The following is a 26,395-nucleotide window of genomic DNA, read 5'->3' on the forward strand; positions in this document are numbered from 1 at the left end:
CTTCACCCCCACACCCCGGGCCCACGCCTTCGTGTGCCCGGGGAGGAGCCGCACGTACCACCCCGTAACCCCCGGAGGAAGCAATGCACAATCGTTCGGCCGTCGCGGCCTTCGTCACCTGTGCGGCCATGCTGGCCGCCACGGGCTGCTCGTCGAGTTTCGGCAGCGACAAGAAGACCGCGCAGGACACCAGCTCCAAGCAACACCTCACGGTGCTGATCGCCTCCTCGGGGGACGCGGAGACCAAGGCGGTCAAGAACGCGGCGGCCGCCTGGGCCAAGCAGTCCGGCAACACGGTGACCGTGGACGTCGCCAAGGACATCAACCAGCAGCTCGCCCAGTCCTTCGCCGGCCACAAGCCGCCGGACGCCTTCTACGTCGACTCCAGCCAGTTCGCCAACTACGCCCAGGGTGGCTCGCTTTACGCCTACGGCGACCAGATAAAGGACGCGGACGACTTCTCCGCCCAACTGCGCGCCTCCTTCACCTACAACGGCAAGCTGGTGTGCCTGCCCAAGGACACCTCCACCCTCGCCCTGGCGATCAACTCGGACCTGTGGAAGAAGGCCGGTCTGACCGCGAAGGACTATCCGACCACCTGGGCCCAGCTCAAGACCGTCGCCGCCAAGCTGACCAAGGGCGACGTCACGGGGCTGGTCGTCAACGGCCAGTACGAGCGCGTCGGCGCCTTCATGAAGGAAAGCGGCGGCTGGATCACCAACGGCGATCAGACCAAGATGACCGCCGACAGCAGCCAGAACACCGAGGCCCTGAGTTACGTGCAGTCGCTGCTGAAGGCCGGCTCGCTGAAGTACGCCAGCCAGGTCGACACCAACTGGGGCGGAGAGGCCCTCGGCAAGGGCAAGGCCGCCATGACCATCGAGGGCAACTGGCTCACCGGCGGGATGAAGGCCGACTACCCGAACGTGAAGTACACAGTGGCCCCGCTCCCTGCCGGCCCGGCCGGCAAGGGCACCCTCGCTTTCAGCCAGTGCTGGGGCGTCGCCCAGGACAGCGCACACCGCGAAGCCGTCGTCGACCTGGTGAAGTACCTGACCACCGGAACCCAGATGCTGAAGAACGCGGACGCCTTCGGCGTGATGCCCTCCCGCACCAGCGCACTCGCCGAATACGCGAAGAAATTCCCGTCCGCCAAGGCATGGGCCGACTCCACCGCCTACGCGCAGGGCCCGGTGACCGTCGCCGGGTTCGACAAGGTGCTGACCCAGTTCAGCACCGACCTCGCGGGACTGGCCACCGGCGACCCGAAGAAGATCCTCGCCGACCTGCAGAGCAACGGCGAACAGGCCCTCACGAAGGGCCACTGAGCCGCCATGTCCCCGCGCACGTCACAGACCCCCCGCCCGTCCCCGCGCTCCCGCGCGGGCGGGGGTCCCCGTACGGCCGACTCACCGGGCACCCCTGACATGCCCGGCCGAGGCGGCCCGGCCGCGGCGCCCCACGCCAAGCCCGCCGGGCGTGTGGGGCGCCGCGCCGAAGGAGCCTGGGGCTGGCTGTTCGTCAGCCCCATGGTGATCATCCTCGGCCTGTTCCTGGTGCTGCCGACCCTCATGGCGCTGTGGGTGAGCCTGCTGCACTGGGACGGCCAGTCCAACCCCTTCAGCGGCCAGGCGGACTTCGCCGGCCTGGACAACTACCGGGCCCTGCTCACCCGGAGCGGCCTCGACCGCACCCTCTTCGCCACCTCACTGCGCAACAACTTCTACTTCGTGCTGCTGACCGTGCCCCTGCAGACGATCCTCGCGCTCACCCTGGCGCTCGTCGTCAACCAGCGGATGCTGCGCGGCCGGAGCGCCCTGCGCACCGCGTTCTTCTTCCCCTCGGTCACCAGCTCGATCGCCGTCTCCACGATCTTCCTCTTCCTGTTCCAGGGCAGCGGCGCCGTCAACACCGTGCTGTCCTGGATCGGGATCAAGGGCCCGAACTGGTTCAACGACTCCCGCGGCATACTGTCCCTGCTGCTCGGCGGCCTCGGTGTCGTCGACACCAACCACCCCACCGGTGCCCTCGCCGACCACTCCTTCATGGGCCTGTCCTGGTTCGAGTGGCTGTCCGGACCGTCCGTCGCGATGTGCACGATCATTCTGCTCGCCGTGTGGACCAGCTCCGGCACCTTCATGCTGATCTTCCTCGCCGCCCTCCAGGACATCCCGCGTGAGCTGGAGGAAGCCGCCGCCCTGGAGGGCGTCAGCCGCTTCCAGATGCTGCGGTACGTCACGCTGCCCGCGCTGCGTCCCGTGCTCTTCCTCGTCCTCACCCTCGGTCTGATCGGCACCTGGCAGGTCTTCGACCAGGTCTACGTCATGAGTCAGGGAGCCCCCGCCAACACCACCCTCACCCCGGCCTTCCTGTCCTACTCCTCCGCCTTCGGCGACGCCGACTTCGGCCAGGGCGCGGCCATCGCCTTCATCCTGCTCACCGTGATCCTGACCATGACCGCCGTCCAACGCTTCCTCTTCCGGGAGCGCACCCCCCGCACCCGGAGGACCCGATGAGCGCCAACACCCCGGCCGCCGCCCGGACACAGGGACGCCCCGTGCTCGGCCGCTTCCCGTTGGCGCTGCGCGTCCTCGGCTTCACGGCGGCGGCCGCTCTCGGCCTGCTGTACATCCTGCCGTTCGTCATCCAGCTGGTCACCGGCTTCAAAACCGACCCCGACGCGGCCGCCCACCCCCTGGGCCTGATCCCCACCACCCCCACGACGGCCGCCTACCAGCGCCTGGTCGGCCTCAGTCAGGCCGGCGACGGCGTCCCCTTTCTGCGCTGGCTCGGCAACTCCGCCGTCGTCGCCGTCGTGGTCACCGCCGGACGCGTCCTGTTCGACTCGATGGCCGGCTACGCCCTGGCGCGGCTGCGCTTCCGCGGCCGTACCATCCTGTTCGGCTTCCTCCTCGCCGTCATGGCGGTGCCCGGAGTGGCCCTGCTGATCCCGCGCTTCCTGGTGCTCAACACCTTCGGTCTCTTCGACACCTACACCGGCATGATCCTGCCGCTCATGGTGGACGCGGCCGGCATCTTCATCATGAAGCAGTTCTTCGAGTCGATCCCCCGGGAAGTGGAGGAGGCCGCCCGAGTCGACGGCGCCGGTGTCTTCCGCACCTTCTGGTCGATCGTCCTCCCCATGGCCCGCCCCGCCCTGCTGACCCTCACCATCCTCTCCTTCCAGGGTTCGTGGAACGAGTTCACCCACTTCCTGGTGGCCACCCAGTCCAGCCAGTACGAGACTCTCACCACCGGCCTCGCCCGCCTCGTCTCCGGCGGCCTGGGCGGCGGCACCCAGTACCCGTTGAAACTGGCGGCTGCCCTGCTGGCCACCCTGCCCGTCGCGGCTCTGTTCTTCTGCTTCCAGCGGTACTTCGTCCAGGGCGCCAACGCCGGGGCCGTCAAGGAATAGCAAGGGCCCGCACTACGGCGTACGGCCCCGGCGGCACCCGGGTACGGCTCGGGCAGGGCGCGCGCCCGGACCGCTCCGGCCATCCATCTGGCGCTCATGGCGCCCCGCCGCCCTGCCTGCCTCGTCCGCCTCGTCCGCCTCGTCCGTCCCGGAGGGCGGACGCAGGGTGTCGGTCACCGCGTGGTCCACCAGCTCCGGCATCCGCTCCCGGGGCCGCTGCGGGCCTGCTCCCGGGCCCGCTCGCGGGCCGACTCGGCGGCTCGTGCACCGGCGGCACCGAGGGTGTCCGCCGCCCCTGAGCCCCTCAGAACCCTCAGCGGTCCGAGCGTCGCGGAAGTCCCCCTCGCGCGGCGACAGGCTCGCCGGCTCGGGCGGAGGCGAGAGGGTCTGCGCCGGGTGGCCCCGCAGGGAGCGCATGAGGCGGGCTGCGGTCGCGGAGTCGAGCACCGACTGGGCCGAGGCGAAGGCGTACCGCGGTGACGAGGTCGGATCCCTTGATCCGCTTCAGCGCATGGCCGAAGGCTCCGGCCATGACGGCATCCCACAGGGCGTCATCGACGTCGAACGAGGTCAGCATCAGACACGCGACGAGTTCCGGCATGCGGCTGCGCAGCTCCCGGCAGGTCGCTCAGGCCGCGTCGTACGACCTCGTGGTCGTCCAGCAGAAACCCACGGCACGCGCGGAACGCGTTCTCCCTTCGTGAAGGTGCGCGTCTCGGTCATGACGACCTCGCGTTCCCCGGCGACGGACAGGCCGCGGGCCGTTCACGAGGCCGGTCATCCATGCGCGGGCGCCGGACGGACTAGGGCCGACCGGCCCCACTCACTCCGTGGTCGTTGCGCACGAGGTCGAACTGCACGTCCACCACCCCTTCCACGGCCCGCACCAGGCGCGCGGCCACCGGGACCAGCGCGGTGTCGCGGATCCGGCCCGTCAGCATGACGACTCCTTCGTGCACCTCCACCTGGATGGCCGAGGACGGCAGCGGGAAGAGATACGACACGATCTCGCGCCGTACCTCCTCGGCGATGTCGTCGTCCCCGCGCAGGAAGACCTTGAGCAGGTCGGCGCGGCTGACGATGCCCTCAAGCAGTCCGGCCTCGTCCACCACCGGCAGCCTCTTGACCCCCTCTCGCGCCATGGTGCGCGCGGTCTCGGCGAGGGTGGCGTTCGCCCGGACCGTGACGGCGGGGGACGACATGAGGTCCCCCGCGGTGAGGGCCTCGGCCTTCGCCAGGTCGACCGCCTGACGCAGCTGGAGGTAGCCCGATTCCGGGTCGTCCCGCAGTTCCTCCTTGGGCAGCAGGTCGGCCTCGGAGACCACGCCGACCACCCGCCCCTCACCCTCGATCACGGGCAGGGCGCTGACCTGCCAGTCCTGCATCATCCGCACGATCTCCTTGAAGGGAGCCCGCCGCCCGACGGCGGCGACCGTGTGGGTCATGACATCGCTGACGATGTGCGTGGCGGCGTACATGGGGAACTCCGTAAAGTCGACGGCGGTCACTCCGCTTTCAGCATGTGCTCCTCGGCGGAGGACGAGCCAGGGGCCATCAGGCCCGGCGGGCGGGCCGTTCGGCCACGGACGCGCGACGCGGATCGGTTGTCTCGGCATCACACCCGGTGCGCGGGCTCTGCCGACAGGGCCGGTCGGTCCCGCGCAGGGACTTGCGGCCCCTGACCCTGCGGCCGTGACGTCACCAGGCTGGAGGTGGATCCCTCGTCCCTGGAGGTGGAGACAGTGACCCGAACCGTCACGGTCGGTCTCGACGGCTCGGCCTCGAGAGCCGGGCCGCTGTCGAATGGGCGGCGCGCGGAGCACGGCTGCGCGGTCTGCCGCCGAAGCTCGTCCATGTCTGGGAGCCGCTGCCCGAGCCCGTCGCCGCGGTTCCGCGCGAGTGCCCCGTCATGGGACACGAGTGACCCGGCTTGGGAACGGTGAGCACGATGGACCTTCCGATCGTCGTCGGTGTCGACGGCTCCGAGCTCAGCCTGCGCGCTCTCGACTGGGCGGCCGACGAGGCCGCCCTGCGCGGCGCACCGCTCCGGCTCGTGTACGCCTCCCTCTGGGAGCGCTACGAGGGAGCCCTGCTCGCGCAGGAACTCGGCAAGCCGTTGGAGGAGGTGATGGCCCGAGACGTCGTCGGCACCGCCGAGAGCCGCGTCCAGCGTCGTCAACCAGGGGTGAGGGTCACCACCGACGTGCTGCCCGAGGAGCCGGAGCACGGGCTCGTACGGGAGAGCAGAACCGCCCTCGCCGTGGTACTGGGCTGCCGGGGGCGCAGCGGGGTGGCCGAGGTGCTCCTCGGTTCCGTCAGTCTCTCGGTCGCCGGGCACGCGCACTGTCCGGTGATCGTGCTGCGCGCCGGTCACGACAACCAGGCCCGCCCCGGGGCCCGGGGCCGGATCGTCCTCGGGGTCGGCGAGAAGCCGAGGGGTTCGGCCGCCGTACGGTTCGCCATCGAGGAAGCATCCCTGCGCGGTGTGCCCCTGGAAGCCGTACGGGCCTGGCGGCACCCCGCGCACGTGACGACCGGTCACTCACCCACGGACTCCGTCCGTGGGTACCCCCCATTCGGCGGCGAGCCGGCACATCTCCAGCAACGGCAGGCCGACGAGCTGCTGGAGGAGGCCCTGCGCGAGGCACCGTCCGGACTGCAGGCGGGCCGCCGCAGCGTCGAGGGACATGCCCGCGACGCCTTGGTCGCCGTCTCCCACGAGGCCGACCTGCTCGTCGTCGGCTCCCGGCGCCGGCCCGGCCACTTCGGCCTCCAGCTCGGCCGCGTCGCCCACGGGGTGCTGCACCGTGCCGCGTGCCCGGTGGCCGTCGTACCGGAACCTCCCTGAGGGGTCCATGGCCGGGTGGTTCGCCCAGGGGTCCGACAGCGCCCCAACGCGGGCCAGTTCGCCGGGGTCGGTCACCGGCTGGGCGCCGCCCGTGACCACTGCGCTCCAGCCGAGATGCGTGCCGGGGCGACGGCGTCCGCCTCGTAGGCGACGACGACGCCGGTGCGGTCAGCCTGATGAGTCTGGTAGGTCAGAGCCGCGCCCTCGTGGGTGCGGATGACGATGTCGCCGCCGTCGAGGACGTGGTCGCCCCGCCATCCGGACCTCGACCCCGACCTCCCGGACGCCGACCGTGCCCGCACGCCCTGACCCAGCGCTTGCGGACCCGCGAGAGGAGCCGGCGACTGGCCGGTGGCGGGGTCTGGGCCGTGGGACGAGTGGTCCGCTCCGGGCTCATCCGGCGGCGTATGGCCGAATGGGACGAGGAGTGGAAGCGGATCGGGCCACGGTGGGGGAATCTGAGCGGAGGCCGAGGCTGAACACAGAGCCGGTGGGGCCGCCGGCTCATCTGCACCGGCTCCACCGGCAATGTGTCAGTCGCCGTCGGCCCGCGGTTTCACTCCGTGTCGGCCGCGGTGAGCCGGCAGTCCACGCCCACGACACCCTCGACGCCGCGCAGCAGGCGCGCGGCGAGAGGGATCCGGGCGGCGTCCCACACTCGTCCGGTCAGGGTCGCGACGCCCTCGGTGACCACGATGTGCACGGGCTCGACCGGGGCGGGGAACAAGGGGTCGACGACCTCGCGCCGGATCTCGTCGGCAAGGTCGTTGTCGGGGCGCAGGAACACCTTCAGCAGATCCCCGCGGCTGACGACGCCTTCGAGGACGCCCTCGGCGTTCACGACGGGCAGCCGCTTGACGTGCCGCAGCGCCATGATGCGCGCGGCTTCGGCGAGCGTTGCGTCGGCGTGGACGGTGACGGCCGGAGTGCTCATCAGGTCCTCGGCGGTCAACGCGCCGGCCTTGGCCAGGTCGGGCAGTCGGCGCCGTTGGGTGAACCGGTCCGGATCGCTGTCCCGGAACTCCTCCTTGGGCAGCAGATCTGCCTCGGACACCACACCGATCACCCGGCCGTCGCCCTCCAGCACGGGAAGGGCGCTGACCTGCCACTGCTCCATGCGCTCGACGACGTCCTTGAACGGAGCGTTGCGGCCCACGGCGACGACGGTTCGCGTCATCACATCACTCGCGCGGTGCGGGCTGCTTTCCATGGGGTTCTCCTCAAAGGCCGGGGGCACGTCGGAGCACCGCCTGTAGTAGGGGTGCGGAGGCCGAGTGGCCGGACCCGGGAGACGTGCAGCGGCTGGGCGCCCACGCGCCCGACCTGGACGGCGAACGCCCGGCCGGACTCGGGGTCCTCGGTGCACATCGCCCGGACCGCCTCGGCGTCGAACTCCCGGGCCCGTGCGGGCTCGTCACCTCGGCGCCCAAGCGCCGGAGATACGGTGCAAAGCACAACAGGCGGGCCCCGGCCTCGAAGGAGACCTCGTGGGCGTGGCACATCAGCCGTCCGCCGTGCACGGGTTCGCGAGTCGCGGTCATGGTGGTGGGGGAGGGCATCGCACCGGCTCCCTTCATGGTTTCTGCTTCCAGCGTGGTCGTGTCCGGCCCCAGAGCACCACGGGTCACCCGGGCCCGACCGGGGGGTCCTTCGGCCCCCGAGCCGGACGACGTGGCGCCACCGGGACCACACCGCACGGAACTGGGATCACACCGGCACGGAAAGCGCCATGCCGACGACCTGCCGTGGCCGCTTCGGCCCATGGTGAGGGCCTCCGCCCCTTCCCACGCCGGCGGCACACGCAGCGGAGGCGGAGACACCGTGAGCGTCTCCACGCGCATCGCCGCCATCGCCGTCGGCGACCCGTCCCGGCGTGCCGCAGGCGTCGGCCGTGAGGTGTCGGCCCGCCTGCGTGAGCGGGTGCCGGGCCGGCCCCTTCCGCCCGGCACGAGATCGTCCGGCACCGGACTGCCGCGGCACACGGGACCACCGACCTGTCCGCGGCATGTCAGGACGGGAAGGGCGCCACCCGCTTCTCGCGGATCCGGATTGCGCGGTGCACGGCTGCCGGCCGCTTCTCCGCGTCCTCAATGGGTCCTTCCCGCCACTATCAGCACACCACGGGAACCGGATGTTCACCAGGGCCAGGTCTGCCAGGTCGTTTCAGTCAGGGAGCGGCCGCCCGGACGGTGCCCGCAGATCCGGGGGTCGGGCTCGGTCGGAGTACGGGGCGCATGTGCACCTGTATCCGCCTCGTGAGCGTCGTCTCCTCTGTTCAGGAGCCGTCCTGTGACCCCGTCGCCGTCTTCGAGTAGGCGTCGTGCCAGGCGGCCTTCGCTCCGGAGTCGCCGATCCGGTAGACGTCCACCACCGCGCCGACCGCAACGGCAAGCGAGAGCACGCCCACGACGATCCGTACCGGCAGGGCGGTCCAGCGCGTGCCGCTGCCCTGTCCAGGCTCCGCCGGAGCGCGTCGGCCCGCCCACCACACGACCGCGGCCAGCACGAACAGCCCCAAGGCCCACGGGAGGAGTCCGTCGCCCAGCTCGGTGTGCCGGCGTACCAGGGGGTCGTCGTCCACGTGCCGCTCCAGCCATTCGCCGGCCTGTGTGGTCAGCGGCACGCTGACGAGGGCGACGAAGGCGAGCAGTGGTACCAGCGGACCCATTCGCCGGGCGGCGCGGGGCCACAGCGCCGCTGTGACCAGGGCCAGTGCGGTCAGGGGTATCAGGACGACGACCACGTGGACCAGCAGGACATGGGCGGGCAGACCGTTGATGAGACTCATCGAGGTGCTCCAGTCGGGGGTGGGGCGCGCCAGCCTGGCACAGGAAACTCTCAGTTGCCTATCAGTCGATCAAGCCATGCGATGGTGATCGCGCTGTCCGAACGGGTACGGCGACGCGACAGCAGGGTCTGTTCGTCCCAACTGCGGCAGATGAGGCCCAACGGCCCCTAGCGTTGGCCTCACCGGCTCAAGACGTGTTCCGCGGACCGGGCGAGGGTGAGGAGCGTGTCGACGCGCGGCCCCATACGACCGCTGCCGAGCAGCTCCTCGCCGAACGCTTCGCGGAGGAGAAATGGACGAGGACGAGTACCGTCGCCGTCTCACCGTCCTGAGAGAAACCAGCGATGGCGACTCTCGGCCCGGTCGGCGCTGATCAGGAGGAGGCAGCCGTGCACGAGAGACTTTCCGTGGGCGCCGTGATGAACGGGGCGCCGTACTCGATCAGCGAGGACGAGACCTTGCTGCTGGCCTGGGAAGTGGTCGAGCGGTCAGGGCAGCGCCATCTGCCGGTCGTCCGCGAGGACGGCTGCTGCGCGGGTGTGCTGGACCGCGCCGAACTCGCCGTCGCCTGCGCGGACCCGGCAGTGACACTGTCTCGCCGGCGGGTGCGTGACCTGGTGCAGGGGCGCCGCACGGTCACGGTTCATCCTGAGGAATCGACGCTCCGCGCGGCCGCTGTGATGACCGAGGAAGATGTGGACGCGCTGCCGGTCACCGACCCACGCGGACGACTGACCGGCCTGCTCACGGCGCAGGACTACGTGGCGGCCGCGGCCGGGCTGGGCGGGCACACCGCACCGGCGACGCCGGATGCGTCACACGTAAGGGTCACGCTGCCCGGTCTGCCACCTCGCCGGAGGGAGCGGGAACGAGGCCTGCTCATCCCGTAGGGAAACCCGCGGACGTACCTCCCCGTAGCGGGCAGAGGGCGGGCTCGCCGTCGCCGCGTCCGACCCGGGTTCGGCCACTCGCGGGCGGAGCCTTCCGCGGCGCGCAGGATGCCGCCTCCAGAGGATCACCAGGATCACCGCCCTGGCCGTACATGACCGGATGCTCAGAGAGTCGCCGCGTGATCCGGGACGTAGGTCTGCAGGTCCCGCGGCGGGCGCTGGTAGCCCGTCGACGGCGGCCGCTCGGGCAGCTCCAGGACCGGCGGCGGAACCTCGTGGTACGGGACGGAGGCCAGCAGGTGGGCGATCATGTTCAGCCGGGCCCGGCGTTTGTCGTCGCTCTCGACGATGTACCAGGGCGCCTCCGAGATGTCGGTGTGCACCAGCATCTCGTCCTTGGCCCGGGAGTAGGCCTCCCAGCGGGTGATCGAGTCCAGGTCGATCTGCGACAGCTTCCAGCGTCGCACCGGATCCTCCAGACGGCGCCGGAACCGCTCCTGCTGTTCGGCGTCGCTCACCGAGAACCAGTACTTGCGCAGCAGGATCCCGTCCTCCACCAGCATCCGTTCGAAGATCGGGCACTGATGCAGGAAGCGCTGGTGCTCCTCCTTCGTGCAGAAGCCCATCACGTGCTCCACACCGGCCCGGTTGTACCAGGACCGGTCGAACAGCACGATCTCCCCAGCGGCCGGCAACTGCTCCACGTACCGCTGGAAGTACCACTGTGTGCGCTCGCGCTCGGTCGGCTTGGGCAGCGCCGCGATGCGCGCCACGCGCGGGTTGAGGTACTCCGTGATCCGCTTGATGGTGCTGCCCTTGCCCGCCGCGTCCCGCCCCTCGAAGACCACGACCATCCGGGCGCCCTCGGCCCGCACCCACTCCTGCAGTTTCACCAACTCCGCCTGCAGGCGCGGCAGTTCCTTCTCGTACACCTTGCGCGGCAGTGCCGCGTCCTTCTTGTCGGCCATGCTGCCTCCACCGCCCGATGACCTACGTCGACGTCTTCCGAAGTCACGCTGTGCCCAGGGCCGAGCACCCGGACGTCACCGTACTTTCCGAAGCGAGACCGCGCACCCCCGAACGCGTGGGGCGGGCTTCTGCAGCGTGAGCACATCAGCCTCGGTGAAATGGATCGCAGAGGGATCCGGCGTACGGGACGACAGCGAATTCGGGATGATGGCGAACTCAGGACGACAGCGAATCAGGGTTTGCGGGCCAGTGCGCAGGAAATGAGCTGCTCCCACACCGATAGATCGCGCTTGTCGACAGCGCCTTCGGCGACGTCGTCGCCCGGTGTGGGTTCCGGCCGCCACAGCGGGCAGTCGACCAGCCCCGGTTCGAGCAGGTCAAGGTCACCGAACAGGCCGATGATCTCGTCGTCGGTGCGCCAGCGGCCGCGGCCGAAACTCCCCTGCAGTTTCTGTTCCGCGACCCGGGTTTCCTCGTTCGCGCCGGAGCGGAAGTGGGAGACATAGACCTGGCTGTCCGACGGGACCCGGTCCACCCACCAGCGCACGAGGTCGGCGGGCCGCTCGGAATCGTTGAGATGGTGCAGGACGGCGCTGAAGATGATCCCCACCGGCTCGTCGAAGTTGATCAGATTCCGGACGCCGGGGTTGGTGTAGGTCTCTTCCGGCTCACGCAGGTCCGCTTGGATCACCGTGGTGCGGTCGTCGGTCGCCAGCAGGGCACGACCGTGGGCGAGCACGATCGGATCGCTGTCGACGTAGGCGACGCGCGCGTCGACGTTGTGTCGCTGGGCGACCTGGTGCACGTTGTCGGCGGTGGGCAGGCCGCTGCCCATGTCGACGAACTGACGGATGCCGTCGCGGGCCATGGCGCCCACCGCGCGAATCAGGGCTTGGCGGTTGGCGAATGCGATCGCCACCGAACCGGGAAGATCCTTGATGAAGAAGTCGCCGATCTCGCGGTCGACGGCGTAGTTGTCCTTGCCGCCGAGGAGGTAGTCGTAGACACGGGCGATGCTCGGCTTCGACTGGTCAATCCTTGTGGTGGGTTCGGTCATGGGAACAACCACCTGTCCCTTGGGATTCGTTGTCGCCACGATCGTAGGAGAGCCGCCCCTGCCTGGGTGTCTCCTGGCCTCGATGTTCTGTGAAGGTCCGTCGGTTCGACCGGCTGGGCGGCTCGGCTTTCCCGGACTGGTGGCGGACAGGTCGGCGGCCGGATCGTCGCATCGGTCGAGCGCCCGGGTTTTCACTGCCTCGGGGGCGTGACGCTCGTCGGAGCAGCAGCGGGGTCGCCAGCAGGAGTACGCCGGCCAGGCCGATGGCTGCACGGGGACCGAGCAGCCCGCCCAGCACGCCCCAGACGGCCGTCAGGAGGGCGGTCGAGGCCTTGGTCGTCACCGTCCAGGCCGACAGCGTGCGGGTGACCCGGTCGGTCGCGGTGCGTTCGAGGCGGTAGGTGGCGGAGACGGGGTTGAAGACCCCGCAGCAGAAGATGAGCCCGAGCTCGACGCCGATCACCAGCAGCAGCCCCTCGGTGCCCGGCCTCAGGAAGGCCAGGCCGACGGGCCAGATCGCGCGCAGTGCCCCGGTCACGACCAGGACCTGGTGCTGTCCGAACCGGGTGACGAGCGGTTGGGCCAGCCGCGAACCGAGCAGGCCGCCGATCGAAGGCGCGGCGAAGGCCAGGCCGTACTGCCACGGCGCGAACCCGAGCCGGCCGAGCATCAGGACGGCCAGCAGCGGCTGGGTGGCCATGACCAGGCCGTTGAACAGAGCGGTGTTGAAGAACAGGGGACGCAGCGTCGCGTCGGCGAGGATGTACCGCCAGCCGTCGAGCATGTCCCCGGCCCGCATGCGCACCGCCTCCCGGCGCTCGGGCCGCGGCTCGTGCCCGCCCATCGCGCGGATGCCCAGAGCCGAGAGCAGGTAGCTGACCGCGTCGGCCACCACCGTCGCCACCGGACCGAGGAGCCCGATCGCCGCGCCGCCCAGCGGCGGTCCGATGATCGTGGTCGTCCAGGCCGTGGACTCGAACCGGGCGTTGGCGACGAGCAGGTCCTCGGCCGGCAGCAGCGTCTTCAGGTATGCGCCGGAGGCGGCGCGGAAGGTGATGTCGGCCGCCGCGACGACGACCGAGACGAGCAGGAGCTGAAGGAAGGTGAGCACGCCGAGCGCGAACGCGGCGGGAATCGTCAGCAGCGCCGCGAACCGCACCAGGTCCGTCGTGATCAGCACCGGCCGTTTGCGGCGGAACTCCACCCACGGCCCGAGCGGCACCGCTACGGCAGCGCCCACCGCAGACCCGACGGAGGAGAGCGCGGCGACCTCGGCCGGCCCGGCCCGCAGCACCTGGATCGCGATCAGAGGGAACGCGCCGAAGGCGAGCCACGTGCCGAGCGCGCTGGTCCCGTAAGCTCCCCAGAGCCACCCGAACGGCCGCCCCAGACGGTGTCCGTTCCTCATACCCGCCGCCCCTCGCCACTCATCCACACAACCGATCCGCGATCGGAAGAATCAAAGCGGCCCGCATACCCGGGAATCAAACAACCGCGGCGGCCTTCGGGCACAACCAATGGTTGTGCCCGTAGAGTCTCAGCATGGACCTCGAAACCGTTCGGACCTTCGTCGCCGCCGCCGACGCGGGACAGTTCCAGGAGGCCGCCGCCGAGCTCGCGGTCACCCAGCAGGCCGTCTCCAAGCGCATCGCCACACTGGAACGAAGCCTCGGCGTGCGGCTGTTCACCCGCACCGCGCGCGGCGCCGAGCTCACCATCGACGGGCAGGCCTTCCTGCCGCACGCGCGCGAGCTACTGCGTGTCGCCGAGCGCGCGGTCGGGTCCGTGCGCCCCGGCCGCCGTCCGCTGCGCGTCGACGTGATCGCCTCGCGCGGCGCGGCGTCGGGCCTGATGCGCGGCTTCCACCGCGCGCACCCCGAGATCGAGCTCGACGTGGTGTGGCTGTTCGACATCGAGACGGCCGTCGCCGCCATCCGGGCCGGTGAGATCGACGCGTCCTTCCGCGCCGTCGCCGCGCCCGGCCGGCCCTTTCCCGAGGACATCGAGTCCGTCCGCGTGCTCGACGAGCCGCTCCAGCTCCTCACCGGCCCCGCCCACGCGCTGGCCGGTGCCCGGTCGGTGCCCCTCGCTCAGCTCGTGGGGCACCGGATCTGGATGCCCGGCATCGTCCCCGGTACCGAGTGGGCCGCCTACTACGACGACCTCGTCGCCGAGTTCGGCCTCACCATTGAGGCGACCGGCCCCAACTTCGGCTCCGACGCACTGCTCGACACGATCGCCGACACCCCGGCCCTGGCCACCTTCATGAGCGAGCAGACCCGCCTCGTCTGGCCTGCCGGCCACGGCCTGCGCCGCATTCCGGTCACCGACCCGACCCCCGTCTACCCGCACTCGCTCCTCTGGCACCGCGACAACCCCCACCCCGCGCTGGCCGTCCTCCGCGCCCACCTCGCCGCCACAGCGGCCGGCCACGACGCCGCCTGGACCTGGACGCCGGACTGGGTGATCCCGCGCTGACCGCCGCCGCGTTCTCGATCGTCGTGGTCGGACCGGGGGACGGTGACGCGGGGGAAGACAGGCGCGGCCATCGGCACACTCCCGCCCTCTGCCTCCGTGTGCCTCATGCGCCTTGACGCCGACCACGGTTGTGAACCGCCGATTCGGCTCCGGAACCCCGGATGACCCCGGTGGACGCGCGTCTCTCCGTCCGCGACCAAGTGCCCGGCGGCGTCCCGTCGAGGGAGCCATATCCGCCGTGCTGCGACGAGTTTCGGCCTGCTGCAAAACTCGTACACCGCCCGCGAGTTCACACGCCCTCGACTGCACAGTACGGCGCTGTCCCCACCCGCGGAAACGACGACGAGTCGGGCGAAGCTCAGCCGTCGGCCGGACGAATTCGCCGGGAGGGGCACCCGGGACTCGGGCCCGATCGTGGGAGGAACGTGTGGTGGAGGACATCATGCCGACCCTGGCGATCGGCCGAGAGATGCAGCCGGGGCCGCTGAGCGGGTTCACACGCCGAGCTGTCCGCTCAGCTGATCACCAGGGTTCGGCCGAGGCTCGACACGACCACGCCGTCCTTCCCTCTCATTCCGGGATGCCCCCGCCTGCCGTTGCGGCCGTCTCTCCCGTCTCTCCCGTCTCTCCCTTCGGCCCCGTTCTGCCCGTGCCTGCCGTCTCTGCCTGGCGGGCCGGAGGGGCCACGCGGACCGGCGGGACCGGAGGGGCCGGGAGAACCCGAGGGGCCTGGATCGACAAGGTTTTCCTCGAGGTTGACGTTCTGTACTCCCATGTCGTCGAGCTGCATCTGATGCTCGATGAGCGCAGCCGACTGGGCGATGAGCGCGACGACCACCGCGCCGCCCAGAACAAGGGAGCGCCACGGCCTGCGCGACGTTGCGTTTACGCTGCTCACGGTATCCCTCACGTTGTACAACGACGAAACTGCGGATGACGAGGACTTGGAGGAGGGTGATGTCACCCAGGGCCCCGAGCTCCGCCAACGCACCCCAAGAAAGCCGCGGTTCCCCGAGCTGATCGCGCACGTTCCCAGGCCCCAGGTCGGTCCCCCGCGGGGAATTCCGTGTCGCGGCGCGATCAGCTGCTCTCCGGTGAACGGCCGCCGCCCCTGGGTGGCCAACTGATCAGCACGCTGCGGCCCTGGGGCTCAGCTTGGCGCCGGCGGGGCGACGGCGTTCTCCCCGTCCTTCCCGTCCTTTCCGTCCTTCCCCTGCCTCCCGTCAAAGCCGTTGGTGCCGTTCTGGCCGTCCTGGCCGTCCTGGCCGTCCTTCCCGTCCTTGCCCGCCGGGCCGACGGGGCCGGACGGACCAGGTGGGCCTGACGGACCGGCGGGCCCACGCTCGATGCGATGGTCCACGAGGTCGATGTGCTGTGCCTTGAGATCGTCGATCTGCAGGTCCTGGGAGATGATTTCGGCTGACTGCACGACGAGCGTGACGATCAGCGCTGCGCGGATCACAAGGTTGCGCCGCGATCTGCGCGGCGCGTCGATTACGCTGCTCACATTACCCCTCACCCTGGGTGACGGCGAAAGTGTAAAGGGTGAGGAATTGGAGAAGGTGGACATTCCTGTGGCATGTCTTGTCCAGAGGTGACCTCGAAATACCCAAATTTGGCTGTCACTTGGCGGACATGCCTAGATCATCCGATTGTCGGTCTGCACGTGTATGAGAGAAATCCTGGCAGCGGCGTCCACCGAAGTCGGTCTCCTCGCGGGGGCAGGACCGGCAGGGGTCGGCATCCACTCGGTTCCCCATTAGGCGTTGGACGCGAGCAACTCGGACCACGTCCAGTCGAGGGAGTGCTCGCGGGTGCCAGGTGCCAACTGAACTGCGGCCATTTCTCAGCAAGTTCAGCGTGTCGAATGTCCTCAACTCCTGGATGAAGGGCACCCTCTGTGCGGGCCGGCCAGGAGATGGCAGTGTTGGCCAGGTGCTGCTTGAGGGCGGGCCGGACGCGTTCGACGGGAGTGTCAGGCCTCGCCATCGAAGAGCTCGGAGGTCGAGGGCCGCCTTGAAGGTGAGCCTGCTCCTGATCCGGCCAACACGTATCGCTCCCGGGTGAGCCGCCGCGGGCCGGAACGCGCTGGAACAGCCGCAGCCTGGCCGTCGGCCAGCGCCTTGCCTCTCGAAGGGCGCAGGCAGCGCGCTCGGCAGGGCCGGCGAGCCGCCCCTGATGCCGGTTGTCCACCCGAGGAGCGTGGCCTCCCCGGAGTATTAGGCTGTGCTTTCGTGACCTCTTCCGACGTGCCGGTCGACGACCTCGACCGGCGGATCATCGCCGCCCTGCAGATCGACGGCCGGGCCTCGTGGCGACACATCGCCCGGGTGCTCGGTGAGCCGGAGCGCACCGTCGCCCGGCGTGGGCTGCGGCTGCTGGAGAACCGGCTGGTCACGGTTGCCGCGCTCGTCCCTTCCGGGGAGAGCGTCGTCACGCGGTTGCGCTGCCTGCCCGACGCGACCCGCAAGGTGGCGCTGGCCACCGCGCGGCGCAAGGACACGATCTTCACTTATGTCGTCACGGGTTCCTCGGACTGCGTCGCCGAGCTGCAGTGTCCTCCGGGACGGCTCGCCGAGCTGGTGCTGGACGACTTGCCCGCGCTGACCGGTCTGACGGCGCAGCAGGTCTATCCCGTGCTGCGGTACTTCCGCACCGTGCACGAGTGGTACCCGGGCATCCTCGACCCCCAGCAGGTGGCGGAACTGCGCCGTTTCCCGACGCCCGACGACTCGGCGAGCCTGCCGGGGGTGGAACTGGAACCGGAGGAACGCGCGATCGTCGCGGCCCTGGCCGAGGACGGCCGCCGTACGCACGAGGAGCTGGCCGCGTTGGCGGGTGTCTCGGAGGCCACGGCGCGACGCCGGGTGGAGGCTCTGTCGCAGGCGGGTGTGGTGAGCATCCGGGCCTCGGTCGAGCCTGCCCTGCTGGGCCTGCCGGTGGAGGCGCTGCTGTGGATCCGCACGCGTCCCGACGCGCTGGAGCGCGTCGGGACGCTGGTGGTGGAGTCCCCTCTGGTGCGCTACGCGGCAGTGGTCACCGGCGAGTACCAGTTGCTGGTGCACGTCGTGCAGCCGTCGAAGGAGGGGCTGCTCGACTATCTGGCCCATGCGCCATGGGTGCCGCACGTGGAGGCGATGGAGTCCCAGTTCGTCGTCGAGGCGCTCAAGCGGAGCGCGACGGCGACGCCGCGGCTGCGACAGCTGCTGTCAGAGCCCGCGTAGCTCGTCGGCGACGACCCCGGCCAGGCGCGCCGCCAGGCCCCGGCCGTCGGGGACGAGCCGATGAACGAGACCGCGGCGGTACAGCTCGGTCGCCAAGATGCCCTGTTCCACGGCGAGTCGGGGAGCCTGGCCGGTGTCCCGGTAAAGGATCGCCGAGGCACCCTCGGGGGGCAGGGGGGCCAGCCAGGCGTGCTCCGCGGCGACGGTCCGGTCCGCGACGAACAGCGCCAGGGCGGCGCCGCCGGTGCCCTGTCCGAGCAGCAGGCTGATGCGCGGTACCCGCAGGGCGCTCAGATCGGCCAGACAGCGCGCGATCTCCCCGGCGAGCGCGCCTTCCTCCGCCGACGGGCTCAGCTCGGCGCCGGCCGTGTCGACGACCGTCAGCAAGGGCAGCCGCCACTCGGCGGCCAGTTTGATGCCGCGGCGTACCGTCCGCAGGCCGGCCGGCCCGACGGGGCGCGGTGCGGAGCGGTCGTGCCCCACCACCACGCAGGACCGGTCCTGGAACCGGGCGATCCCGATGACGACGGCGTCGTCCCGTTCTCCCTCCCCGGTGCCACGGAGCTCGACGAAGTCCACGGCGGCGTCGAGCAGGTCCCGCACGCCCGGCCAGGTCGGTTGCCGGGTACGCAGCACGGAGTTCCAGGTGCTTCCCGTTGCGGTGGGCGCCATGTCGGTGTCGGCCGCTCCGGTCTCACCCGCCCTGGAGTCGTCCGTCCCGTTGGGGGCCTTGTGCAGTGGGTCCGCCGGCGAGGGGCGGTGCGGGGCGGGAGAGGTCCGGTCGGGAACCTGGGGCGCGAGCAACGCCACGGTGCGCGAGAGCCGGTCGCGGAGCCGGTCGGGCGTCAGTACGGCGTCGAGGATGCCGACGCGGTGGAGGTTCTCGGCGGTCTGGACGCCGGGCGGGAAGGGCTCATCGTGCAGGGCGTGGAAGACACGGGGGCCCAGGAAGCCGATGAGGGCGTCGGGTTCGGCGGTGGTGATCTGCCCCAGGGAGCCCCACGAGGCGAGAGCCCCGCCCGTGCAGGGGTGGCGCAGGTGGACGAGGTAGGGCAGGCCGGCCGCCCGGTGTTCGGTCAGGGCCGTCGCGATCGCGGTCATGCCGACGAAGGCCGCCGTCCCCTCCTGCATCCGGGTGCCGCCGGAGACCGGCGCGGCGAACAGGGGCAGTCGTTCCCGGGTGGCGCGGTGGATCGCCGCGACCAGGCGGCGCGTGGCGTCCTGACCCACGGAGCCCGCCAGGAAGCCGAACTCACCGACGGCGAGGGCGAGTCGCCGGCCGTCGATGCGTCCTTCCCCGGTCAGCACGGCCTCGTCCACTCCGCTGCGCAGCCGGGCCGCGGCCAGCTGTTCCGCGTAGCGCGCCGATCCGGCCGCCCCCGCGGGGGGCTGGTCCCAGCTGCGGTGGCTGCCCGGGTCGAGGAGCCGGTCGAGGAGGGCGAGCGCGGCGGGGCGTGTGTCGAGCTGCTGGTGCGTGGCGGTCATCGCACCGGCACCTCCTTTGTCTCCCCGGCTTCCACCGCGTCCAGCCATGCGCGGACCTCGGCGTTGTGCTGGCCGAGCATCGGTGGTGCCGTGTGGTGCTCGCGGTCGCCGGTCTCGAACCGCCAGGGGATACCGGGCAGTTGCACGGCTCCGAGCACCGGGTGCTCGACCTCGACGATCAGTCCCTGCTGCCGCGTCTGTTCCCAGTCGTAGACCTGGTCCAGCGTGCGGACCCGGCCCACGGGGACGCCCGCCGCGTCGAGGCGGCGCTGCCACTCCTCGGCCGTGCCGCCCGCGAAGACCTGCTCCAGCGCCTCGCGCAGCTCGTGCCGGTGGCGGACGCGGTCCGCGTTGGTGGCGTAGCGCGGGTCGTCCGGGTCCAGCCCGGTGACGGACGCGACGCAGCGCCACAACGGTTCGCTTCCGGCGGCGAGTTGGATGTCTCCGTCCGCGCAGCGGAACAGTCCGTAGGGGGCGATCGAGGGGTGCTGGTTGCCGGTGGCGCGGGGCACCTCCCCGGCCACGGTCCAGCGGGTGCCCTGGAAGCTGTGGATGCCGATGATCGACGAGAGCAGCGAGGTGCGGACCACGCGGCCGCGCCCGCTCACCCGCCGTTCGTACAGTGCCGCCAGCACGCCGGTCACGCCGAAGATGCCCGCGAGCAGGTCGGCGATCGGCGTGCCGAGCTTGGCGGGCGCGCCCGGCTCTCCGGTCAGGCTCATCAGCCCTGCCTCGCCCTGGGCGATCTGGTCGTATCCGGCCCTGCCTCCCTCGGGTCCGTCGTGTCCGAAGCCGCTGATGGAGAGGATCACCAGGCCCGGGTTGAGTTCCCGCAGGCGTTCGACGGGGAAGCCGAGGCGGTCGAGTACGCCGGGGCGGAAGTTCTCGATCAGTACGTCGGCCCGCCGCACCAGTCGTGTCACCAGCTCACGGCCGTCCTCGGACTTGAGGTCGGCCGTCACCGACTCCTTGTTCCGGTTGCAGGACAGGAAGTACGTGGACTCGCGCGCACCCTCGGGGCCGGTGAAGGGCGGGCCCCAGCCGCGGGTGTCGTCACCGCGGCCCGGGGCCTCGATCTTGATGACCCGTGCGCCGAGGTCGCCGAGCATCATCCCGGCGTGCGGGCCGGCCAGGGCGCGGGACAGGTCGAGTACGACGCATCCGGAGAGGGGGCCGCCGGAGGCGGAGCTGTTGGGGGAAGTCATGTGCAGTCCTCAGCATCAGAGGCGGAATCAGTCATGAGACAAGCACAGCGTGACTGTTTTCGTCTAGAGCTCGAAACTCTTGACTTGATTCGTCGTAACGGCTCAGGATGTGGCCCACCGAAAACCCGCGTGACGAGGACCACATGAACGAGGACATCTGCTATCTCGACGCCACGGATCTGAGCGAGCTGATCCATCGGCGCGAACTTTCCGCCCGGGAGGTCGTCCAGGCACATCTCGAACGCATCGCGCGGGTCAACCCGCACCTCAACGCGATCGTCACGGTGGACCCGGAAGGCGCACTCGCCGCGGCGGCCGCGGCCGACGACCGACTCGCCGCCGGCGAGCCGACCGGTCCGCTGCACGGCCTGCCGATCGCCTTCAAGGACACCCACCTGACCGCGGGCATGCGCACCACGCACGGCTCCCCGCTCTTCGCCGACCATGTGCCGGACGAGGACGAACTGCTGGTCAGCCGGATTCAGCAGGCGGGCGCCATCCGTATCGGGAAGACCAACGTGCCCGAGTTCGCCGCCGGCTCGCACACCTTCAACCCCGTCTTCGGCGCCACCCGCAACCCCTACGACCGCTCCCGTTCGGCCGGTGGCAGCAGCGGCGGCGCGGCGGCCGCCCTCGCCGCCGGGCTGCAGCCGCTCGCCGACGGCAGCGACATGGGCGGCTCGCTGCGCAACCCGGCATCCTTCTGCAACGTCGTCGGACTGCGCCCGACCCCCGGCCGGGTGCCCACCTACCCGGCACGCAACCTGTGGGACACTCTGGGCGTCCCCGGCCCGATGGCGCGCACGGTACGAGATGTCGCGTTGCTGCTCTCCGTGATGGCCGGCCCCGACCGCCGCTGCCCGACCAGCCTGGACACCCCCGGTACGGCCTTCCGCGGCATGCCCGCCCCGGACGGGCTGCGCGGTCTGCGCGTCGCCTGGACGCCCGATCTGGGCGGCCTGGTGCCGGTCGAGCCCGACGTACTGGCCGTGCTCGAGCCGCAGCTGAAGGTCTTCCGGGACCTCGGCGCGACTGTCGTCGAGGACTGCCCACCCCTGGACGGTGCCGAGGAGGTGTTCCGTACGTTGCGCGCACACGAGTTCGATCTGGGCCTCGGTGAACTGCTGGACAGCCACCCCGGGCAGCTCAAGCCCGCGGTGGCCTGGAACATCCGGCAGGGCCGCGGGCTGAGCCAGGCCGACCTCGCCGCCGCCGCGGAATCACGCTCCCGGCTGCACGTCGCGGCAGCCGAGTTCTTCGACCGCTACGACCTGCTGCTGGCCCCGGTCAGCCAGGTGGCGCCGTTCCCCGTCGAGTGGGAGTACCCGCATACCGTCGCCGGACAGCCGCAGCACAGCTACCTGGACTGGATGCGCTCCGCCTACTTCCTCTCCGTCCTCGGCGTTCCCGCGCTGTCCGTCCCCGCCGGATTCACCCCCGGCGGACTCCCCGTCGGCCTGCAGCTCGCCGCCCGCCCCCGGGCCGAGGCGGCGCTGCTGCGGGCGGGCGCCGCATACGAGGCGGCCACCGGACACGGCCGGACCCGGCCCGCCCTCCCCTTCGTCCCCAGCGAGCGTCCGATCGGAGCGAGCAGATGACCCCACCCCTGCGATACGCGGTGGCCGCCGTCCCGGCCGTCGCCTTCTTCGCCACTCCCTTCCTGCCCTTCGTCAACACCACACGGCTCTGGTTCGGTATGCCGGCCGCCCTGGTCTGGGGAGTCCTCTGGACCGTCGGCACCACTGCCGTGCTCGGCCTGATCGAGCACTTCGGCACGCACCAGGAAGAGCAGGAGGCGGCATGAACAGCACGATGGTGATCGCTCTCGGCGGGATGCTCGGTCTCGCCCTCCTCGGCGCGAGCGGCCGACGTTCCCGGGCCCGCGCCCATGACCTGGGCGACTGGACCGTGGGCGGCCGCAGCTTCTCCACGCTCACCTCCTGGTTCCTCCAGGCGGGCGAGTTCTTCACCACCTTCAGCTTCCTGGGCCTGGCCGGGCTCGCCTTCAGCGGCGGCGTCGCCGCCGTCTACGCCCTCGGCTACCTCGCCCTGGGACTGATCCCGATGTACTTCCTCGCCCCCCGCTTCTGGAAGCTCGGCCGCGACCACGGCTATGTCACCCAGGCCGACTTCTTCGCCGAGCGCTTCCGCAGCCCGCTGCTCGGCAAGGTCGTCGCCGTCGTCGGCGCGGTCTTCCTGCTGCCCTACCTGCAACTGCAGATCACCGGTCTCGGCGTGATCGTCCAACTGGCCACCGGGAGCCGGTCCGGCGCCCAGCTCAGCATGGTCCTGGCCACCGCCCTGACCGCGGCCTTCGTGCTCCTGGCGGGCATCCGGGGTATCGCCCGCGCCGCCTACGCCAAGGACGTCCTGATGGTCGTCGCCCTCGTCCTGCTGCTGGTCGCCGTCCCGCTCGGCATCAACGGCGGCTTCGGCGGACTGTTCTCAGGCATCCAGCACAGCCACCCCCAGCTTCTGACACTCCATCAGAAGGGTCTCGACAGCACCTGGTTCGTCTGCGCCATGCTGATCAGCAGCATAGGCACCGGCTTCAACACCATGCCGCACCTGTGGCCCGCCCTGCTCTCCGCACGCAGCGGGCGCGCCCTGCAGAAGAACTACGTCTGGCTCCCGCTCTACCAGATCGCGCTCGCCATCCCCATCGTCATCGGCTTCGCCGGCGCTCTCGGGCTGCCCAGCACCACCGCACCCAACCAGGCCCTGCTCACCATGGCCGGACAGTCCCTGCCGGGCTGGCTGGTCGGCGTCGTCGCGGTCGCGGCGGCCGGCGCGGCGATGGTGCCCTCGGCGGCCATCGTCATGGGCATCTCCTCACTGGTCTCGCACAATCTGCTGCCGAAGCGCCTGGGTGCCCGGGGCCGGCTGCGCGCCAACCACCTCATCGTGGTCGCCGCCGCGGGCCTGGCCCTACTCCTCGGCCTGACGCGGCCCGACCTCCTCGCGAACCTGCTGCTGCTCACCTTCGGCGGCCTCGCCCAGCTCGCTCCCGCGACCGTCGCCGGACTGCGCGACCGGGTCCGGCTGGGCGCCCTGCCTGCACTCCTCGGCATCGTCACCGGCGTCGCCGTACTGAGCTGGCTCACCTTCGGCGGCGTCGACCTCGGCAGCGTGGACGCGGGCCTCGTCGCCCTGGTCCCCAACATCGCCGTCACCTGGGGCGCTCACCTGCTGCTGCGCGAGCGGGCCCCCCTACCGGAGCGGGAGCCCGTGGTCGAACTGACCGGCTCCCAGCTGTAGGCATCACGGCCGGGGCAGGGCTCCACAGGGCACCGCGCGGCGCCCCGTGAAGCCCTGCCCCGGCCCACTGCCGAGTGCGCTCAGGCCATCTCCGGCATGGACACACTCAGTGCGCACCGGACCGTTGCCCGGACCGACGAGGTCGCTGCGGTGTGGGCGATCCTTAAGGCCGAACTTGCCGCGTACCGGTGGCCTGCACGTCGACGACCTTTCAGTGGCCGATGCCATGGCGGGCGAGTGCGCTCAGAAGGGAAAGGTTCGCTTCGTGTCGCGGGCGGTGACCCATTGCAGCTCGGTGAAGTCCTCGACCGCGAACCCGACGCCGAAGCGGCCCCAACCGCTGTTCTTGGTTCCGCCGAAAGGCATGTGGGGCTCGTCGTTCACGGGCTGGTCGTTGACATGGATGATGCCGGCGGAGATCCTGCGGGCGACCTCAAGGCCCTGGACGGAATCAGCCGCAAGGACGGCCGCGGTGAGTCCGAAGCCGGAAGCGTTGGCGCGCTCGACGGCCTCGTCGCGATCATTGACCACGGTGAGGACCACGACGGGACCGAAGGTCTCGTCGAAGGCCAGCTCGATGTCGTCGGGTACGTCGGTCAGCACGGTCGCCGGATAGCACGGCGGCTGGGCCGTTCCCCCGGCAAGAACGCGGGCACCTGCTGCCACAGCTTCATCGACCCTGCGGCTGATCGTCGACAGGGCCCACTGGTTGATCACCGGCCCGATCACTGTCCGTGGATCCAGAGGATCACCGTGAGGCAGGCTCGTGACCTTGGCGGCGAAGCGCTCGGAGAAGTCGTCGGCGATCGAGCGCTCGACAAAGATCCGTCGCGCACACATGCAGACCTGGCCCTGGTGCACGAAGGCGCCGAACGCGGCGGCATCGGCCGCATAGTCGAGGTCCACCCCATCGAGAACGATCAGGGGATTCTGTCCTCCGAGCTGAAGAAGGACGCGCTTGAGGTGCCTGCCCGCCGCCTCCGCCAGCCGCCTGCCCGTCGCGGTCGAGCCCGTGAAGTTCAGCCTTCGCACCAGCGGGTTCGCGATCAGCTCGTCGCCGACCAGTGCGGCCTCCCCGGGGCCGTGCGTCACGACGTTGAGCACGCCCGGCGGCAACCCGGCCTCTTCGAAGATCTCCGCCCAAAGGGCACCGCACGCGGGCGCCTCCTCCGACGGCTTGAGCACGACCGTGTTGCCGAGTGCCAGGGGCCCGGCGATCGCGCGGCCGGTCAACGTCAGAGCCGCGTTCCACGGGGCGATGGCACCGACGACGCCTACGGGACGACGAATCGCCATCGCATGGGTGCCTGGCTGATCCGAGGGCAGGACCTGTCCGACAGCGGCGTACGGCAGAGCAGCCGACTGCCGCAGCAGCGACAGCGTGAAGTCGAGCTGGATGTCACCGAAGTAGCGACTGCATCCGGTCTCCCGCGCGAGCAGTGCCATGATGTCGGGCCGCCGGCGTTCCACGATGTCCGCCGCCTTGAGGAACACTGACTGACGCTCGTGGGGCAGCGACTGCGACCAGGCACCGAACGCCTGATGGGCCGACTCGATCGCAGCTCGTGTGTCGTCCTGGTCGCCGGCGGCGACGACGGCCACCACCTCGTCGGACCAGGGATTTCGACTTTCGTACGTGCGCCCGTTGCGCGAGTCGACCCACTCGCCGGCAATGTGTTGGCGAACAAGGGGGGCCGCCGCGGTCTTCACTGATGCTCCTTCACCCGAGGTCTTGTCGCGCAGGTCGTGGCTGCAAGGTTAGAAGGCCTCCTGTAAATGGCCACCTTACGTTCCACCAGTCGGAACCGCCTCCCGGGAAGCGGGACTTCCTTCATGCCGGGTAGCCCATGCGACGCGAGATCTCCTGAGCGGTGTGGCGAAGCGGCGCTTCCAAGCGCGCCACGACGGCCTCGGTCGTGGCATTCCACGCGCTCAGATGGACGGCGATGCCGAGTGCCGCGCAGACCTCGCCGCGGTGATCCCGTACCGGAACGGCGAGCGATCGCAGCCCGGAGGCGAGCTCCTCGTCGTTGACGGCGAGGCCGCTGCGCGCGATCTCCGCCAGAACCGAGAGCAGTTGCTCGCGAGCGGTGATGGTTTTCGGCCCGCGGCGCGCGAGGTCGATCCGATCCAGGATCGTGCGCACGGACGCCGGGTCCCGATAGGCCAGCAGCACCTTGCCCATCGACGTGCAGTATGCGGGCAGCCGAGTCCCGATCTGGATGTTGAGCTCGATCCGGAAGCCGGCACGACTCGGGCGACGGCGCTCGACGAAGACGATGTCCGCGCCGTCGAGGATCACCAGGCTGACCGTGTGGTTGGTCTCGTCGGCCAGAGCCTGAACGCTCCGGGCGGCCACGCGCGCGACCTCCAACACCCCCACGGCCGCGATGCCGAGGTTCATCGCCGCAGGACCCAGGAGGTACTTGCGGCCGCCGTCCTCCTGCTCGAGGTAGCGCAGGGCAACGAGGCTTGAGACGTAACGGTGGCACGTGCTCTTGCTCAACCCCGTCGCCTTGGCCAGCTCGACGAGCCCAAGAGGCCGGCGACCATCGGCGAGCGCGGTCAGGATCGAGAGGCCTCGTTCGAGGGCCTGCGCGCCTGCGTTCGGCGCGTCCGTCGGTGGCGAGTCCGGCGGTGGCGGGACTGGAGTCATGTGTGAAGCGTAGTTGGAACTCGGTTTCTGTAAGCGGAACTTCGCGTTGACGGGTGCCGTGACTCACATCACGATGCGCGTCAAAGAGATGCCCGTCATACCCGTGGCGACATCAAGTTCCG

The 26,395-nt window shown here is 70.6% G+C and carries 21 protein-coding genes and 3 pseudogenes; 11 read left to right on the forward strand and 13 right to left on the reverse strand.

Translation table 11 applies throughout. The features are described from left to right. Positions 1–83 precede the first annotated feature (83 nt). From ACWD5D_RS33725 to ACWD5D_RS33735, 3 genes are all read left to right on the forward strand, one after another. Entirely contained in the window at positions 84–1,328 is a 1,245-nt protein-coding gene (locus ACWD5D_RS33725) for a sugar ABC transporter substrate-binding protein (RefSeq protein WP_451376600.1), read from the forward strand. 99 nt (positions 1,329–1,427) lie between these two features. Beyond that, the gene (locus ACWD5D_RS33730; RefSeq protein WP_451376601.1) at positions 1,428–2,516 is read left to right on the forward strand and encodes a carbohydrate ABC transporter permease; all 1,089 of its coding nucleotides are present in this window, start codon (positions 1,428–1,430) and stop codon (positions 2,514–2,516) included. Next, a complete protein-coding gene (locus ACWD5D_RS33735) occupies positions 2,513–3,415 on the forward strand; it encodes a carbohydrate ABC transporter permease (RefSeq protein WP_451376602.1) in 903 nt (300 codons plus the stop codon). Before ACWD5D_RS33730 ends, ACWD5D_RS33735 begins: the two co-directional genes overlap by 4 nt. Positions 3,416–3,757: 342 nt before the next feature. Here the strand turns inward: ACWD5D_RS33735 and ACWD5D_RS33740 are convergent. Then, positions 3,758–4,037: pseudogene (locus tag ACWD5D_RS33740) on the reverse strand (DNA-binding response regulator); the annotation flags it as partial. 181 nt (positions 4,038–4,218) lie between these two features. Beyond that, complete coding sequence (locus ACWD5D_RS33745) at positions 4,219–4,893, reverse strand: CBS domain-containing protein (RefSeq protein ID WP_451376603.1); 675 nt, start codon at positions 4,891–4,893, stop codon at positions 4,219–4,221. Between the two features lie 264 nt (positions 4,894–5,157). On the opposite strand from ACWD5D_RS33745, the pseudogene ACWD5D_RS33750 reads away from it, so the two are divergent. Beyond that, positions 5,158–5,309, forward strand: a pseudogene (locus ACWD5D_RS33750) (universal stress protein); the annotation flags it as partial. A 54-nt stretch (positions 5,310–5,363) separates the two neighbouring features. After that, the gene (locus tag ACWD5D_RS33755; RefSeq protein WP_451376604.1) at positions 5,364–6,263 is read left to right on the forward strand and encodes a universal stress protein; all 900 of its coding nucleotides are present in this window, start codon (positions 5,364–5,366) and stop codon (positions 6,261–6,263) included. On the opposite strand, the pseudogene ACWD5D_RS33760 reads toward ACWD5D_RS33755, so the two are convergent. The 3 genes and pseudogenes from ACWD5D_RS33760 to ACWD5D_RS33770 all read right to left on the reverse strand — a co-directional run. After that, positions 6,243–6,511: pseudogene (locus tag ACWD5D_RS33760) on the reverse strand (pyridoxamine 5'-phosphate oxidase family protein); the annotation flags it as partial. The gene ACWD5D_RS33755 and the pseudogene ACWD5D_RS33760 overlap by 21 nt on opposite strands. Before the next feature lie 308 nt (positions 6,512–6,819). Continuing rightward, positions 6,820–7,473: a CBS domain-containing protein gene (locus ACWD5D_RS33765; protein ID WP_451376605.1), complete on the reverse strand. Its 654-nt coding sequence runs from the start codon at positions 7,471–7,473 to the stop codon at positions 6,820–6,822. Between the two features lie 1,065 nt (positions 7,474–8,538). After that, positions 8,539–9,051 carry a DUF2231 domain-containing protein gene (locus ACWD5D_RS33770; RefSeq protein ID WP_451376606.1) on the reverse strand — a complete coding sequence of 171 codons (513 nt, stop codon included), beginning with the start codon at positions 9,049–9,051 and terminating at the stop codon, positions 8,539–8,541. A 389-nt stretch (positions 9,052–9,440) separates the two neighbouring features. Here ACWD5D_RS33770 and ACWD5D_RS33775 point away from each other — a divergent pair, with 389 nt between their 5' ends. Continuing rightward, positions 9,441–9,941: a CBS domain-containing protein gene (locus ACWD5D_RS33775; protein WP_451376607.1), complete on the forward strand. Its 501-nt coding sequence runs from the start codon at positions 9,441–9,443 to the stop codon at positions 9,939–9,941. A 164-nt stretch (positions 9,942–10,105) separates the two neighbouring features. Here ACWD5D_RS33775 and ppk2 read toward each other — a convergent pair whose 3' ends face one another. From ppk2 to ACWD5D_RS33790, 3 genes are all read right to left on the reverse strand, one after another. Next, positions 10,106–10,909 (reverse strand): polyphosphate kinase 2, encoded by an 804-nt coding sequence (gene ppk2, locus ACWD5D_RS33780; RefSeq protein WP_451376608.1) that lies wholly within the window; start codon positions 10,907–10,909, stop codon positions 10,106–10,108. Positions 10,910–11,142: 233 nt separating this feature from the next. Next, a complete protein-coding gene (locus tag ACWD5D_RS33785; RefSeq protein ID WP_451376609.1) occupies positions 11,143–11,967 on the reverse strand; it encodes an SAM-dependent methyltransferase in 825 nt (274 codons plus the stop codon). After that, positions 11,942–13,375, reverse strand: a complete 1,434-nt coding sequence (locus ACWD5D_RS33790; protein WP_451376610.1) for an MFS transporter — start codon at positions 13,373–13,375, stop codon at positions 11,942–11,944. Before ACWD5D_RS33790 ends, ACWD5D_RS33785 begins: the two co-directional genes overlap by 26 nt. Positions 13,376–13,509: 134 nt before the next feature. On the opposite strand from ACWD5D_RS33790, the gene ACWD5D_RS33795 reads away from it, so the two are divergent. Further along, on the forward strand, positions 13,510–14,445 hold the full coding sequence (locus tag ACWD5D_RS33795; RefSeq protein ID WP_451376611.1) for a LysR family transcriptional regulator: 936 nt from the start codon (positions 13,510–13,512) through the stop codon (positions 14,443–14,445). Positions 14,446–15,595: 1,150 nt separating this feature from the next. Here the strand turns inward: ACWD5D_RS33795 and ACWD5D_RS33800 are convergent. Then, positions 15,596–15,952 (reverse strand): hypothetical protein, encoded by a 357-nt coding sequence (locus ACWD5D_RS33800; protein WP_451376612.1) that lies wholly within the window; start codon positions 15,950–15,952, stop codon positions 15,596–15,598. Positions 15,953–16,679: 727 nt separating this feature from the next. Here ACWD5D_RS33800 and ACWD5D_RS33805 point away from each other — a divergent pair. Continuing rightward, positions 16,680–17,669, forward strand: coding sequence for an Lrp/AsnC family transcriptional regulator (locus tag ACWD5D_RS33805; RefSeq protein ID WP_451376613.1), 990 nt, complete (start codon positions 16,680–16,682; stop codon positions 17,667–17,669). On the opposite strand, the gene ACWD5D_RS33810 is transcribed toward ACWD5D_RS33805, so the two are convergent. Next, a complete protein-coding gene (locus ACWD5D_RS33810; RefSeq protein ID WP_451376614.1) occupies positions 17,655–19,154 on the reverse strand; it encodes a carboxyl transferase domain-containing protein in 1,500 nt (499 codons plus the stop codon). The genes ACWD5D_RS33805 and ACWD5D_RS33810 overlap by 15 nt on opposite strands. Next, positions 19,151–20,359, reverse strand: coding sequence for a CaiB/BaiF CoA transferase family protein (locus tag ACWD5D_RS33815; protein ID WP_451376615.1), 1,209 nt, complete (start codon positions 20,357–20,359; stop codon positions 19,151–19,153). The genes ACWD5D_RS33810 and ACWD5D_RS33815 overlap by 4 nt, the downstream gene beginning before the upstream one ends. Positions 20,360–20,466: 107 nt before the next feature. On the opposite strand from ACWD5D_RS33815, the gene ACWD5D_RS33820 reads away from it, so the two are divergent. From ACWD5D_RS33820 to ACWD5D_RS33830, 3 genes are read left to right on the forward strand one after another with little or no spacing between them, the layout of a single operon-like run. Then, a complete protein-coding gene (locus tag ACWD5D_RS33820) occupies positions 20,467–21,957 on the forward strand; it encodes an amidase (RefSeq protein WP_451376616.1) in 1,491 nt (496 codons plus the stop codon). After that, the gene (locus tag ACWD5D_RS33825; RefSeq protein ID WP_451376617.1) at positions 21,954–22,163 is read left to right on the forward strand and encodes a hypothetical protein; all 210 of its coding nucleotides are present in this window, start codon (positions 21,954–21,956) and stop codon (positions 22,161–22,163) included. Before ACWD5D_RS33820 ends, ACWD5D_RS33825 begins: the two co-directional genes overlap by 4 nt. Beyond that, positions 22,160–23,617: a sodium:solute symporter family protein gene (locus ACWD5D_RS33830; protein WP_451376618.1), complete on the forward strand. Its 1,458-nt coding sequence runs from the start codon at positions 22,160–22,162 to the stop codon at positions 23,615–23,617. The genes ACWD5D_RS33825 and ACWD5D_RS33830 overlap by 4 nt, the downstream gene beginning before the upstream one ends. A gap of 243 nt (positions 23,618–23,860) precedes the next feature. Here the strand turns inward: ACWD5D_RS33830 and ACWD5D_RS33835 are convergent, their stop codons facing one another. Then, the gene (locus tag ACWD5D_RS33835; protein ID WP_451376619.1) at positions 23,861–25,327 is read right to left on the reverse strand and encodes an aldehyde dehydrogenase family protein; all 1,467 of its coding nucleotides are present in this window, start codon (positions 25,325–25,327) and stop codon (positions 23,861–23,863) included. A 121-nt stretch (positions 25,328–25,448) separates the two neighbouring features. Continuing rightward, the gene (locus ACWD5D_RS33840; RefSeq protein ID WP_451376620.1) at positions 25,449–26,273 is read right to left on the reverse strand and encodes an IclR family transcriptional regulator; all 825 of its coding nucleotides are present in this window, start codon (positions 26,271–26,273) and stop codon (positions 25,449–25,451) included. Positions 26,274–26,395: the final 122 nt, after the last annotated feature.

This window comes from Streptomyces sp. NPDC002520 (genome assembly GCF_053595235.1).